At 57.9% G+C, this 12,463-nt stretch carries 12 protein-coding genes and 1 pseudogene; 5 read left to right on the plus strand and 8 right to left on the minus strand.

Annotated features, from left to right (window positions below; genetic code table 11):
• Nucleotides 1-143: 143 nt before the first annotated feature.
• From ACFFWD_RS07920 to ACFFWD_RS07930, 3 genes are all read right to left on the minus strand, one after another.
• Nucleotides 144-1,406: a serine hydrolase domain-containing protein gene (locus ACFFWD_RS07920; protein ID WP_376963239.1), complete on the minus strand. Its 1,263-nt coding sequence runs from the start codon at nucleotides 1,404-1,406 to the stop codon at nucleotides 144-146.
• Nucleotides 1,407-1,863: 457 nt separating this feature from the next.
• The gene (gene modB, locus ACFFWD_RS07925) at nucleotides 1,864-2,550 is read right to left on the minus strand and encodes a molybdate ABC transporter permease subunit (RefSeq protein WP_376963242.1); all 687 of its coding nucleotides are present in this window, start codon (nucleotides 2,548-2,550) and stop codon (nucleotides 1,864-1,866) included.
• A 5-nt stretch (nucleotides 2,551-2,555) separates the two neighbouring features.
• Complete coding sequence (locus ACFFWD_RS07930) at nucleotides 2,556-2,699, minus strand: hypothetical protein (RefSeq protein WP_376963245.1); 144 nt, start codon at nucleotides 2,697-2,699, stop codon at nucleotides 2,556-2,558.
• Nucleotides 2,700-3,879: 1,180 nt separating this feature from the next.
• Here ACFFWD_RS07930 and ACFFWD_RS07935 point away from each other — a divergent pair.
• Nucleotides 3,880-4,024 (plus strand): annotated as a pseudogene (locus tag ACFFWD_RS07935) (transposase domain-containing protein); the annotation flags it as partial.
• Nucleotides 4,025-4,078: 54 nt separating this feature from the next.
• Here ACFFWD_RS07935 and ACFFWD_RS07940 read toward each other — a convergent pair.
• On the minus strand, nucleotides 4,079-4,516 hold the full coding sequence (locus tag ACFFWD_RS07940; RefSeq protein WP_376963247.1) for a hypothetical protein: 438 nt from the start codon (nucleotides 4,514-4,516) through the stop codon (nucleotides 4,079-4,081).
• A gap of 236 nt (nucleotides 4,517-4,752) precedes the next feature.
• A complete protein-coding gene (locus ACFFWD_RS07945) occupies nucleotides 4,753-5,523 on the minus strand; it encodes a YopT-type cysteine protease domain-containing protein (RefSeq protein WP_376963250.1) in 771 nt (256 codons plus the stop codon).
• 1,755 nt (nucleotides 5,524-7,278) lie between these two features.
• On the opposite strand from ACFFWD_RS07945, the gene ACFFWD_RS07950 reads away from it, so the two are divergent.
• From ACFFWD_RS07950 to ACFFWD_RS07960, 4 genes are all read left to right on the plus strand, one after another.
• A complete protein-coding gene (locus ACFFWD_RS07950) occupies nucleotides 7,279-7,470 on the plus strand; it encodes a hypothetical protein (RefSeq protein ID WP_376963251.1) in 192 nt (63 codons plus the stop codon).
• A 77-nt stretch (nucleotides 7,471-7,547) separates the two neighbouring features.
• The gene (locus tag ACFFWD_RS45250) at nucleotides 7,548-7,871 is read left to right on the plus strand and encodes a DUF7694 domain-containing protein (protein ID WP_446680515.1); all 324 of its coding nucleotides are present in this window, start codon (nucleotides 7,548-7,550) and stop codon (nucleotides 7,869-7,871) included.
• A 614-nt stretch (nucleotides 7,872-8,485) separates the two neighbouring features.
• Complete coding sequence (locus ACFFWD_RS07955; protein ID WP_376963313.1) at nucleotides 8,486-9,133, plus strand: FkbM family methyltransferase; 648 nt, start codon at nucleotides 8,486-8,488, stop codon at nucleotides 9,131-9,133.
• Between the two features lie 891 nt (nucleotides 9,134-10,024).
• Nucleotides 10,025-10,357, plus strand: a complete 333-nt coding sequence (locus ACFFWD_RS07960) for a hypothetical protein (protein WP_376963254.1) — start codon at nucleotides 10,025-10,027, stop codon at nucleotides 10,355-10,357.
• A gap of 60 nt (nucleotides 10,358-10,417) precedes the next feature.
• Here ACFFWD_RS07960 and ACFFWD_RS07965 read toward each other — a convergent pair whose 3' ends face one another.
• From ACFFWD_RS07965 to ACFFWD_RS07975, 3 genes are all read right to left on the minus strand, one after another.
• The gene (locus ACFFWD_RS07965) at nucleotides 10,418-10,660 is read right to left on the minus strand and encodes a hypothetical protein (protein ID WP_376963257.1); all 243 of its coding nucleotides are present in this window, start codon (nucleotides 10,658-10,660) and stop codon (nucleotides 10,418-10,420) included.
• A 597-nt stretch (nucleotides 10,661-11,257) separates the two neighbouring features.
• On the minus strand, nucleotides 11,258-11,833 hold the full coding sequence (locus tag ACFFWD_RS07970; RefSeq protein WP_376963260.1) for a hypothetical protein: 576 nt from the start codon (nucleotides 11,831-11,833) through the stop codon (nucleotides 11,258-11,260).
• A 303-nt stretch (nucleotides 11,834-12,136) separates the two neighbouring features.
• The gene (locus ACFFWD_RS07975) at nucleotides 12,137-12,370 is read right to left on the minus strand and encodes a hypothetical protein (RefSeq protein ID WP_376963263.1); all 234 of its coding nucleotides are present in this window, start codon (nucleotides 12,368-12,370) and stop codon (nucleotides 12,137-12,139) included.
• Nucleotides 12,371-12,463: the final 93 nt, after the last annotated feature.

Here is a 12,463-nt window from a genome sequence, read left to right on the forward strand (position 1 = left end):
GTGTTGCCTGTCGACCATCTCGTTTCGCAAAGGCTGGCCTGTGAGGCCGGAGGCCTCTTCGAGTTCGATTGCGATCAGCTGTCAAGCTTCACTCGGTTCCTCGATCACTGTTCACTCTGCCCGCGAGCCCGACGGCAAGTGGATTACCGAACTATTGCGGCATAAACGATGTCCTGGACTTGCTCGCGGTAATACTTCCGGATTTCTCCAGGCGCTGCCGTTCCCACCACGACGACAAGACGCTCCTTTGGGTCGCAGAAGAACTGCGTACCGTAGGCGCCAGTCCAGGTGAACTCGCCTGGGTTTCCTGGCACTGCCGAGAGACCCTCGTTTATACGCACCGCCACTCCGAGCCCGAAGCCGAAGCCAGCACGGTGCGGCTCTACATCGGCGACGTTATTCTTGATCTCTGGCCCAAGGTGGTTGGAGATCATGTGATGCACCGTCTTGGCACCAAGAATGCGCCGTCCTTCGAGCTCACCGCCGTTTAACAGCATTTGTCCAAAACGCAAATAGTCACCGACTGTCGCGAACGCACAAGCTCCCCCGCAGTCAAACTTCGTTGGCCTGTCGAGCAGCTCAACGGCCTGTGGATTGCCCGTCAGCGGGTCGTCTGGAAATGGACGCGCAAGGCGCTCGCGCTGTGACTCCGAGGGGTGAAAAGTGGCATCTTGCATCCCGATCGGGCCCCACAGCTTGTCAGCAAGATACTCGCCCAATCGCTGTTCGCTGACTTGTTCCACGACAGCGCCCAGCACGTCGGTCGAGAAGCCGTATTCGAATTCCGTTCCCGGTTGGTGCGCCAGTGGCAGCTTGGTAATATCGTCGATGAAAGCTTGTTTATCGCCCTTGATCGCTGGAGCCGCGAAATCCGGATAGAGACCGGATACTTGGCTTGAGCTGTCAGACCGCCCGCCATAAGTCAGGCCGGATGTGTGGCGATAAAGATCATGGATATAGATCGGCGAAGTCTGCGCTTCGAATTTTAATGAACCGTCAGGTTGCGGAACGCCCACTTTCATGTTGGCGAACCCTGGATAATAATCCGCGAGCTTCGCGCGCAGGGGTAGGCGGCCTTGTTCCATGAGCGTAAGCCCAGCAACCGCCACCATTGGCTTGGTCATCGAGGCGAGCGCGAACACCGCATCGAGCGGCATGGGCGTTCCTTTTGCTGGATCGAGCTGCCCGTACGCCTTGTAGTGAATCAGCTTGCCGTCTCTGGCGGTTGCGACCACCGCACCAGGCACACGCTGGTCTGCGATCTCGCGAGTGAAGAACTTGTCCAGCCAGGCGAGCCGCTGCTGCGAAACTCCGACGTCATCGCTCGTGGCCTGAGGCAGAGGCGCGCCTTGTCCTGAATTGAGGGCGATCCCGGCAGCCGCCGCGGCTGTGACAGACGTCGTCATCAGCTCCTCTCTCTCAAAGGATGGATCGATCTCCCTTTCGTGCAATCCCGTCGTTCGATCACATGATCGGATCACGCCGGTGTTGCATTTTACGCGGTGAGATCACGCCCAGCCGGGCCAGACGCGACAAGGAGCGATGCATTCTGGTGCTCCGTCCGTCCTTGTCTATCCTGAGGGCGCGTTGGCGCCATAAGAAATGTCTGCCTTGGTCATCCGGCCATGTAAAATGGTCCAAAACATCGAACGGGCGGCCGAGGTTTGGTCCATGCGTCATAAATCGCTTCTCTCGATGGTTCGGTCTCGCTATCGATGGTGTAGACCCCGGTTGGCAAATGCTCCGGCCCAGTGATGCTGGAGCGACCATGGTGTTACGGCAGCCGAGTTGAACTGCGCATCGACCGAAAAGCCAACGACACTGCCGCTGAAGGCGGTTCGATCCGGCCTGATGCACCTGTCCTCACGCGCTCCTCCGTCCATAAAATTTGTCGATCAGTGTTAAAGTGAGGATGACCGCAAAGGCGAACATCACCATGCCGCCGGCAAGCCAACTTGCTTCGCGCCAGCGCGACGTTTGAACATAGTCCAAGACATAGGCTGACACTACTTTGGTGCGCCCAGGAATGTTGCCGCCAATCATCATCACGACGCCGAACGTACCGATCGTGTGAGCAAAGCCAAGCACCGCGGCCTTCAGGCACTCCGGTCCCGCCAATGGCAACGCAGTCGTGAAGAAGGCATCCAATGGAGAGGCGCGCCGAGTCACCGCATCTTCCAGCGGGCGGTTACCCATCGTAACAAAGGCGCCACGTATCGGCTGCACCACCAGAGGCAGCGCTGAGAGAACCGATCCGACCACGATCCCTGCAAACGTGAAGGCGAGTGTGCGCTCGCCCCAGAACGAGGCGAGAAGGCCGCCCGGGCCGTTCGGGCCGAGTAGGATCAGTACGCAGAAGCCGAGTGCCGTTGGCGGTAGTACGAGCGGCAGCGCGATGATCGTCGCGATCACCTCGGCCAAAATGGTCTTTGAGCGGGCTAACCACCACGCGAGTGGCGCGCCGACAACTAGGAGGATCACCGTCGTCACGCTTGCAAGCTCAATCGTTAGTGCAGTCGATTGCCAGATTTCTGTCGAAAGGGCATCCATACGCCTCACTCCGGGGCAAGCGCGTTGGTCAGCATGCGGAAGTTTACGGCGGCCACCATCTTGATGTTCGCCGCTTCGGCATTTCCGAGCAAAAGCAGCAAGAGCAGGATCAAAATCGAATTGACAAGGATCAGTCGGGCAAACCTCATCGGAAGCTCCTTTGACGGGCCGCTTTGACCGCTTGGGCCGCAGCGGCTGTTTGCGTCTCAACCAGCAATCGTCGTGCCGCTCGCGAATTGGTGCGATCCGTGCTTGAGGAGGGGCCAAACACACATAAATGTCGGCGTCTCCGCTGGAATAGGTGATTGCTTTGTCAGGTTTCCGGCATCTTCGTCCTCAAGTGGACACCGGCTAGGGATGGTGGCGCTCGCCTCTCGGGCCTTAATACCGGCTTGACGAGCGCGATGCATCCTGTGGTGACCTCACGATCGGCGATTGGCATCGCTCATCGAGGGCGCGGGTGGCGCGCTTCTCTCGCCGCGCGAAGCACGGCGATTTGTGTCAAGGTCTGCAGCGATACAATGTGCGTCAGGTTCAAAACACCGGCTGCAGCCTCCACGGCGTCTATTCGGATAGGCCATCAAGTGCTTAGCGACCCGATGTCCTAAGACGCCGTGCCTCGCGGGTGAAGAGCACGCGTGGGCTGTCGATAATCGCGGATTACCGAAGCTCAGGCCCGGCATTTCTCGCGGGCACATTGAAAGCGAGCCCGCATGCCTGGACGCCTGAAAGGATCATGAGCAGTGTTGCGCTTGAGATGACCGTCGAGGATCACGACAACATAGACGCCGATGTGGACCTCATGGCGTCGCGAGGCAGAACACCAACCCGAGAGACCGACGCTTGTTTCTGGGCGGCAATTTGGATGAGTATAGGACCGCCAGCGAACCGAATCCGTACAGGACCGAGAGAAGTGAATAGTGTGTTCGTCCGTGAGGAGATCGGATTTCGGCTCGTGACGCGCTGAAGTTGGAGAATGATCGGCACAACAGCATTTGGAGGACGGGATCTGCAATCAGCGAGGTAGACGCCGCTTCCCATCGATCGCCTCGACGTGACGAGCCGGCCTGGCATAAGGTACTGCCATCGCGGCATCTCCAGCGGCCCCCTTGTGCCAGGCGGCATCGCGCAAACACCTCGCACGACGAGCGGGGCGCCTCATGCCCGTTTCCGCAAATGCTTACTTTGACGATCCGAACAGGCGCAATTTCAACCCATCCTGACCAAGGATGACATGCCACGCATAGTGCAGGGCTGCCACAGCTGGCGCGGATCACGGTGAATCTCGGGGAAAAAAGCCAATTCGGCATGGTTCGGCAGTCGGAATAAACGGCTAAGCTCAACGATATCGACCCCGAAAGCTTGGCTCGCCGATGTGCTCGTCCGCGTCGCCGGCATTCCTCAAGGCCGTCTTGCTGAACTCCTGCCTTGGGAGTGGAAATGCGCTGCGCCAGCTGCCGTCCAGGCGGCCTGATCACTGTTACGCCGGATCAGAGCGACCACGTCGAACGATAGCAACAGGTGCGCGTCAGCGCAGGCTGGCCGGTTCGACCGCGGTCTCGGCGTCAGCGGTATCGGCGTGGATAGCCTCCCGGATCAGCCGCTCGGTGGTCTGCTCGAAATAGAGCCAGAGATCCGTATGCAGCTCAGAGAACTGCCGCCACACAACGGTATCGAAAAAGCGTCGCGGCGCCCTGACCATGATCGTCGTCGAGCGCTGCCGCGGATATCGGAAGGGCCGCACGCCATAACGCCGGCACAGCGCGATGAACAGCCGGACCGACCATTGGTCTGGTAGGCTAAACTTCATCTCGATGGGGGGATCGCGACGGCTCACCTCCTCGAGCTTGGCCTTCAGCCGTTCTACCGCGGCTCCCGCGGCGCCGCGTTCTCCATCGGTGGTCGCGCCGAAATACAGCGCCTCCACCTTCTTCAGCCGTTCCCGAAGCTGGTCTTCGATCGACATGCCGTCGCTCCTCGGAAGAAACGAGGCCATCAAGCCAAACGGCCGTCAATCACCAACAGCACGCCGTCCACACATCATCGCAAGCACGAGCGGAACGCTCGCGGTTGCGCTCAAAAACAGGTACCCCGCGGCCTTCGCCGGACGCTTTCGGGACTGGGGACGTCGACCTAGCTATCTTGTCGAGGACGCGCCTTCACAGAAGGCGCCACTCGCCGGCGCCCCGCAGGCCCGACTCATCACATCTTTTGTGTGGTGATCGTCGATATATGCAGCCCGTTGGGATTCCTGTAACGATTGTCTAGGCTTTGGAACAATCTATCCATTTGGTCTGGTCGAACAGAAAATTCTCCATAGTTGGGATCGAACAGCGTGGTCCTTCCATCCGACGCCGACGTCGCAATTGTGTGTCGGCCACCTTCGGCGAAACGTAAGCTCAGCAAATGGTTCGATCCGTCGGCGGTGATTTTGCCTTGCATACGCAAGCTGCTCGCAGGATCGAAATTGTACTCCTTCTCTCGTCCGGATGGTTCCAAGCCCATTTCCCGCAACACGGTGTTTTTTGCCTGCATGTTGGCCTGAGAAGATTCTGCTCCGTCGCGTCGCAACTCAGCCCTGAGGTCCTCATACTGCTGCTGCCGCTCAGCCGCCGCGCGGTGCCTTTCCGATCCGGGTATTAGCGCATTCATTCGGGATCTCGGGCTGCTGCCGAGATTGTTGAGCCATTCTCCAGTCAGCCCAACGCAGATGCCGTCTACATTCGCGTCAGCCAATTCAGCTGTCCTGTATTCGAACAGGGAGGTGCTCGGCCTCGCCGCAGAGGATGCACTGGGGTTGTCTGGATCCGAGGCACGCGGCGTGCTGACGCAGCACCCCATTTTGTCGGGCGGCAGGCTCCTCTGCATTGCGAGATTCGCAAGTGTTTCCGTAAAGCTGTCGTTATCCCCCGGCTGGCTCAGTTCGTCAGTTTGGGTAGCGCGTGTGGATGAGTCACTGATTCGATTATACATGGCGATTCATGTTTCCTTTCGGCCTCAGTCTCTTCGCAGTGAGTGCGGGCTGCTTAGGCCCTGCTGCGAGTGATACTCAGACGAGCTGACGACGAGCTTACGGGCAGGTGGTTCCCCAACTTGCAGGTTGTTTCCCCAACCTAAAGAGTTCCCCAATTTAAAGAGCATCGGGAAGGCCACCGTCACGTCAACCAGCATCCGACGGAACTTGGGCGGAGGAAGAGCATAGGTTTCAGGCGGCGACCGACGTGATGTCCGTCCATTCTCCAAGGCGATCCCTCGGGCTTTGCAATAAGTGGTAGAAGTCAAGCAATGGCGGCTCAGGTGAAACGGTCTCGCGATGGGATCGTGGATAGGAAGAAGCGCCGCGGCTGTCGTGCCGATTTGAAGCGCTTCATCTGCCGTTCTCTTCGGCAAGCTGGAGCACTGCTACCATCGCTTCCCCGGCCGAAACCTGTAAGCTGGACAACCGCGATCCGCTTGCCTACCTGACTGACCAGGATGAAAGGGCTTCGCCTCGCTCGTGACGCAAGGAAGGGCAGCCCAATCCGAGTTACGACCCGGCGTCGGCGCGATCCGTGTACCGCCACGACTGCCAAGACAGAGAGCAAGTCCTTCGTTGCGCCGAGCTGGCAACAATGCGTTAGAACTTGCAGCCGTATTGACGTGGCCTAACCATTCACCGTTGGACAGGTTGCCGTCAGCTCGATCGAATAAAAACGTTCGTTGGATCGTTCTCTGACTACTTAAAGGACCTACTGACGTGGCGACGGCAACTGTCGAATCTTTTCAGCCCGACCAGGGCCTATGGTTCATTGTCCCAGACGGCCGGCTGCTCTGACGAGCCGACGCACACCTGCGCTCGACAGGGCCGGTTCGCTTCAGGGCGAGTCAGAGTCATTCTGTGAACCAGCAAATGGCTGCTCAGCGAATGCGAGCTCCATTTAGCTCTCAACGCAAAATCACCTCGCATGGCCACATAGATGTCGCATTGGCACTGTTTCAGGCTGCGGCGAGCAGCGAGAGCATACAAATGATCAAGAATGAGGCAGCATCGGACCGCGATGTTTATCGTCCTTGGGATCCATCACCCGGTGCGGTCCCAAGAGGGGCGCCAGCAATAATGGAGTACGTACGACATATCCTCGATACGGTTGTATTGAGCATACCAAGTATCGATTCATTAGCGCTGAAAGAATCTGGCACGACGTAGCTACATCATATGCTCAGGCGTCTGCACGAGCCCTGAACGGCAGGACAAAACGGCGCAAGCTCAACAGTTGCCTCAGTCGTCGAAGGCTCGCTTCGTTCGGCTACGTCACACCAGCGCTGACCGCCATCGATGAGCAATATACGGCCTTGGGCCAGGCTCGCCTTGGAACGGAAGCGCCCGACGCGCGCACCCGGTCGAGCTGCGACGAGTGCGACAGCAAGAGCCGCTCTTCGGAACGTTGTTTCTCGAGGCAGTCAAACCGTCCCTGCCAGTCGCGATGAGATCGTCACCTGTATTGAGGCAAGCTCGGGACAAGTCTGCAGGTGGAGCTGAAGGGACAATCTCGATGCTGAAGCACAAACCACGGCTGAAAAGCCTACTCGTAATCGCATCGCGCGGATCCGTGCGGCAACTGTCGCCTGCATTCAGGCAAAGCTGGACGAGATGGCGAGGCGCCGTCCTGGCGTGCCGGTGAGATCACGTCGTCTGATTGTGGAAAGAAGTGCATCGGCCTTCAACAATTGGCAGTGGAGGATGGACGAGTGATCGACATCTACGGCTTTCTTAGCCGATTGTTCGAGATGCAGCAGTTAATGCAACCTAAAAAATGGTACTTCAACGTTGCGCTGAAGGCCCAGCTGGCGCCGATGAATGAGTCGCGAGACAACGTCATCTACGTCGATTTCAAAGCCATCCGCGAAGCAAAGGAGGCGGCGTGCGATCGCAGATCATAGAAAAGCTTGAAGCAGGCCGCGTGCAAGATGGCCCATTTGCCACCGCTCCTGGATCAGGTCCCTGCGGCCTCTTCTTTGTGCAGGGGCCTTGCGGCTGCAAACTTAACATCACCGGGTTAGTTCGCCCAGGCTGGGAGCATGTCTCTGTCTCGACTCCACGGCGTTGTCCGAACTGGGAAGAGATGTGCTTCGTTAAAGACCTGTTTTGGGATGAAGAGGAATGCGTGATGCAGCTGCATCCGCCCCGATCACAATACGTGAATAACAGCCGATACTGCCTGCATCTGTGGAAGCCCACTCATCGAAACATTCCGATGCCACCTCCGGGCTTCGTAGGCATCGTTGGGCTAGGACCATCCGAAGCGGCCATGTTATTTGCACAGATGAGCGCGATAGCGTGATGGGCTGGATGAATGAGGTCGGAGCGGCTGTAGAAATCGATCTGTTCTGCTTCGGCGAGCATCTTCTGAAGAGCGGCTCATGAATTAACAATTCCACTGAGCGAGGTAATGCCCGCGACCGGGATAAGGATATGACAGACCTCACCTATACGAGCGAGGATCTCCGCATGCAGGCGGGGCGCGCGAGGCAGTTGTTGCTCCATGACGGAGTTGCCGCGGACAACCCATGCCGCGCGGTTCGCGAAACCACAGAACAAGTGGTGGCCCCTCCTTGCCTTGCGAGGTGGCTCCGTCCCTTGCCCCTCCCTCTACCGTTCTGTGTTGATCGCCCGCTGTGGTGCACTACGGTCAGCGTCGAACCGTGAATCCGTTCGACGTTCGCCGATATTCCCATTTGGCTAGCTTCAACGGCGATGGCGTCCTAAATGCCGCGATCTGCCGAGCGACTACGCATTGTCCCGTTCGGCCAAGTTTGTCGTCATGTCGGCATATGCATTATATGCTCTGATATAGGTTATATACGTTCATATGCATTGCACCGGGATGTCTGGCGTGTGATTGCAGCTTCGAGGACGAAGTTTCAATGGATCTCCGCGCCGATGGAAAAAGCTCCCGTGTCTTCCTTAGAAGTTCATCAGCACATTATTTCACTTCTTCAGAAGCCTAATCCCGTTATCCTGGATATCGGCTGCAACGACGGAACCGACACGCAACAGTTTCTCAAGCTGTGCCCGCAGGCGCAGCTCTACTGCTTCGAACCGGATCCCCGAGCGATCGCTCGCTTCAAGAAAAACGTGGGTCCGCGCCTCGACAAGGTGAAGCTATTTGAGATCGCGATTAGCGATCGAAATGGAACGATCGATTTCCATCCAAGCAACGGAGATGGAGATGCGAAGGAATGGGACCTCTCTGGTTCAATTCGCCGACCCAAGAACCATCTTACCGAATATGATTGGGTTCGGTTCGATCGCCCCATCTCAGTTGAAACGCGGCGGCTGGACGACTGGTGCAGCGAAGCGAATCTGAACAACATCGATTTCATCTGGATGGATGTGCAGGGAGCTGAATCTGATGTCATCGCTGGGGGGATGCAGATTTTGAGCAATACGCGCTTCATTTATACGGAATATAGCGACCGGGAGCTCTACGAGGGGCAATTGTCCTTGCAAGCGATTCTTGAGCTACTAACTTCGTTCGAAGTAGCGACCCACTATCCGCGCGCCGTGGAGGGGGATGTTTTGCTCAAAAACACGCGCCTTTAGGATAATCCCTGCTGCTGCTGGTTTCCCGTCCGCTATTGAAGGATCCATGAGCGGTTGGACTAATTATGACGATCGCACATGATCTGATCGGCCCGCTGACAAGCGTGCATTGGTCTGAAGATTGAAGGCGCTGCATTCAGCTCGAGACGACCTTGCATCCCACGAGGATCGCATCCTGGCTGACAGGGGTTCTCTCCTGCGTCACATAGCCGTTGCGGCGACCTTCCGCGATCGTTCTTGCCGCGTTGTTGTAGCCAGTGCGGCGAAAGATGCCGATGTCAGTGAACTGCCAGGATCGGTAATCGCGACCCCATTAGAATTTTCAAGAAGGCTACCAGCTCTGACGATCGATGACATCGCCCTCTGGCTTCGGGGCTTAGGATCGGCAGATTTGGCCCTCCTTCCGGGGCGCGCACGCATTTCAGAACATCACTAGCTGCCCGTCAGCTCATTATCAGCTTGTCTGAGTATCATTCGCAGCAGGGCCTAAACAGCCCGAACTCACTGCGAAGGGAAACACGAAGCGCCATGTACAATCGAATCAGTGCTTCACCTCATCCACACTCGCTAGCCAAGCTGATGAACCGACGCAGTCGGTCGACAGCGATAGCTTTGCGGAAACACTTGCGGATCTCGCGCCGCGGAGGACGCTGCCGCCTGTGGAGCTGCCCGACAAAATGGGGCTCTGCTGCATTAAGCCACATACCACAGATGGAAATTGTCACAGTTCAAGCTCCTCCGACCCCTGTACATCCTCTTCTCCGGCCAGGCCGAGCACCTCCCTGTTCGAATACAGGACGGCCGAATTGCCTGAGGCGAATGTAGACGGCATCTGCGTTGGCTTGACTGCGGAGTGGCTCCTCAATCTCAACAACAGCGCGCCAAAACCGAATGAATGCGCTAATACCCGGATCGCAAAGGCGCGCCTCAGCGGCTGTGCGGCAGCAGCAGTATCAGGATCTCAAGGATACGTTACGAAGCAGGGGGCAGGAGCTTCCGAGGCCGACCTTCAGGCACAGAACACCATGTTGCAGGAAGCAGGCTTGGCACCATCCGGAAAAGAGAAAAATACAGATTCGGCGAACCTTCGAGCTTCTCGCGCATGCTGGACAAGATCACCGAAGACGGATCGAACGATTTGCTCAGCTTGTATTTCGCCGAAGGTGGCGGACACACAGTGGCGACGTAGGCGTCGAATGGAATGACCACGCTCTTCGACCCTAACATGGAGAATTTACTGTTGGATCGGGCCAGATGGCCTTTGTTCCAAAGCCTCGCCAATCGTTACAGGAACCCCAACGGGCAGCATTTGTCGACGGTCACCACACAAAGGATGCACTGAGTCGGGGTGCTGCTGCATCCGTGGTTGAGCGCGAAGTAGAGGGCACTGAACCGGCTGCCGATCGCAGCAACGATGCCGGCCGCGACCGTGAGGTTCGCGCCCGTGGTTGTCATCAGTCTTTTGATCTCGGTATCCTCGATCGTGAACTGTGCGATCTCGCGATCGAGGAGGGCACCTGTTGCCATTAACGGGCACCTGGGGGACGAGATTAATGTCGACCAAGTATGCCGCGGCGGCCAGTGCGGGGCCTGCAGTTGATGGATATGCTACGAGACGTTGCAAGATGTAGATTTGTCCTACCTTGATCGCATCATTTCAGTCGGCACCCTAGGACTCTGGGCATTTGCTGCAGGTCTACTGATCTGGACGCTTTTATTTTCGTAATCGAGAACGTTACGACCGATACGCCCGCACTACGGCCGCCGCCGAGCATGGAGCGGAGGGCGGAATAATAAACGCACGGACAGCTTCTGCATCGCCCCTTTAGCTCGCCCGAAGCAGACCTCAAGCGGTGAGGTCACGATATTCGATGTCGGCATAGAACTTCGGTTCAACCCAGGCGGCCTTGGGCTCCTGCGGGCTTTGTCAGGTTGGTTTTTGGACTGGCTAGGTTTGTCGAGCCGTGCGGGCTTCATGTCGCGGCCCGCCAGCGGGCCCGATGATGCGTACCCGCTGGCGGCGCGGACAGTCCACTGCTGAGCGGTGAATTACCTAGGTAGTAACAACCGAAACGACCGCAGCGCTCCAGCCCGGGGCGATCGGTTCAACACTCGGGCTGAGTCTCATACCCGCGTAAGCTTAACAAACCCTCCTTCGGTTAACTCGGCTTTGTAGGCCCGGCCGTTAAGCTGGATTGTTGTGGGGTTGTTTGCGGTCGGCATGAAACCCTCTTCGCGCAGCTTATCCATTAGCGCCGGTGTGGCCCATTGCTGCGGTAGCGGTGTTCCCCGGCGCCGGTTCTCCATGAAGAATGCTCCGAAATCCGGTACCCCCGCCCGCCCGGCTCCGACCACTTGGTCGTCCGGAGGGTTATGGATGAGACGAACGCGGTTGGACAGATCCAAACCGGCCGTGTAGCGGTGACCCTGGATCTCATAGGTCATCGTCGGCTGGTCCGAGTCCGGCAAGAGACCCCGGTGGAACAGTCTCTCGACCATTGCGTCCGGGGCGATTTGCGAACCGTGGGAAAATCTCTGGGGAACGGCGAATGAGACATCCACCGCTTCCTCAGGCGCGGCAGATGATGATGGTCCGGCTTCATTCATGATCTGACTAAATAGATCGTGATCCTCCTGTGTCCAGATGTGCGCCGTTGGCGATCCTGGCGAGCGGGCACCGTCGATCGGGTTGGGATCCATACAGCTCTCCTTTCTGTTATGAGAACAAAGCCTCTTGCAGATCCGCCCAGCGGGTAAGCTAAGGTTCGTCACGAGTTCAGTCACGGGCGGCTTCGTCATCCAGAGGCCAGGTTCGAATGCTAGGAAGGTTGGCTTTCGAGAAGCTGACGAGGTTCGAGGAAAGAGATGGACCCGCGCCCGCATTTGCTACCTCTGATGCAGCCTTCTCCGCCCTAAGTCTCCATCCCGCACGGCTTTTGTAATCCGCGCGCAACGCCTGAGTCGTACACGCCATTGCGTTCGGCGGCAGAACTGGTCGGAGGTCTAGGCGATGCGGGCACGCGGGTGGGGTCGGCGTCGCGATTTTCCCTGAGCTCGCCGACGCACGTTCGGCGTCATCGGTGGGACTTCGCGAATGGGGCTTGCAAGCTCCGGAGCGTCTGCATCGGCGGCTGGCAGGCGCTCGGCCACGCGAGCGTGGCTCTCCACGTATTCGAGCACCGCGCGGCCCTTCTCTGTGATCTGCCAGCCGAAGGAGTGGCGCTCGACCAGCTCCATCGTGAAAATGCTCAGATCAGGGACACGAGCAGCAAGTCGCCTGATGCGCTCGGACCAATCCTTGCCACTCTTGGCCAGAATAGCCGTATCGTG

The organism is Bradyrhizobium erythrophlei (assembly GCF_042430365.1).
GTDB classification, from domain to species: Bacteria; Pseudomonadota; Alphaproteobacteria; order Rhizobiales; family Xanthobacteraceae; genus Bradyrhizobium; species Bradyrhizobium erythrophlei.

What these genes read in the sequence shown, in the direction of transcription:
- ACFFWD_RS07920 (WP_376963239.1), bottom strand. Translation starts at nt 1,406, where the DNA reads ATGACGACGTCTGTCACAGCCGCGGCGGCTGCCGGGATCGCCCTCAAT.
- modB (WP_376963242.1), bottom strand. Translation starts at nt 2,550, where the DNA reads ATGGATGCCCTTTCGACAGAAATCTGGCAATCGACTGCACTAACGATT.
- ACFFWD_RS07930 (WP_376963245.1), bottom strand. Translation starts at nt 2,699, where the DNA reads ATGAGGTTTGCCCGACTGATCCTTGTCAATTCGATTTTGATCCTGCTC.
- ACFFWD_RS07940 (WP_376963247.1), bottom strand. Translation starts at nt 4,516, where the DNA reads ATGTCGATCGAAGACCAGCTTCGGGAACGGCTGAAGAAGGTGGAGGCG.
- ACFFWD_RS07945 (WP_376963250.1), bottom strand. Translation starts at nt 5,523, where the DNA reads ATGTATAATCGAATCAGTGACTCATCCACACGCGCTACCCAAACTGAC.
- ACFFWD_RS07960 (WP_376963254.1), top strand. Translation starts at nt 10,025, where the DNA reads ATGAATGCGCTAATACCCGGATCGCAAAGGCGCGCCTCAGCGGCTGTG.
- ACFFWD_RS07965 (WP_376963257.1), bottom strand. Translation starts at nt 10,660, where the DNA reads ATGGCAACAGGTGCCCTCCTCGATCGCGAGATCGCACAGTTCACGATC.
- ACFFWD_RS07970 (WP_376963260.1), bottom strand. Translation starts at nt 11,833, where the DNA reads ATGGATCCCAACCCGATCGACGGTGCCCGCTCGCCAGGATCGCCAACG.
- ACFFWD_RS07975 (WP_376963263.1), bottom strand. Translation starts at nt 12,370, where the DNA reads ATGGAGCTGGTCGAGCGCCACTCCTTCGGCTGGCAGATCACAGAGAAG.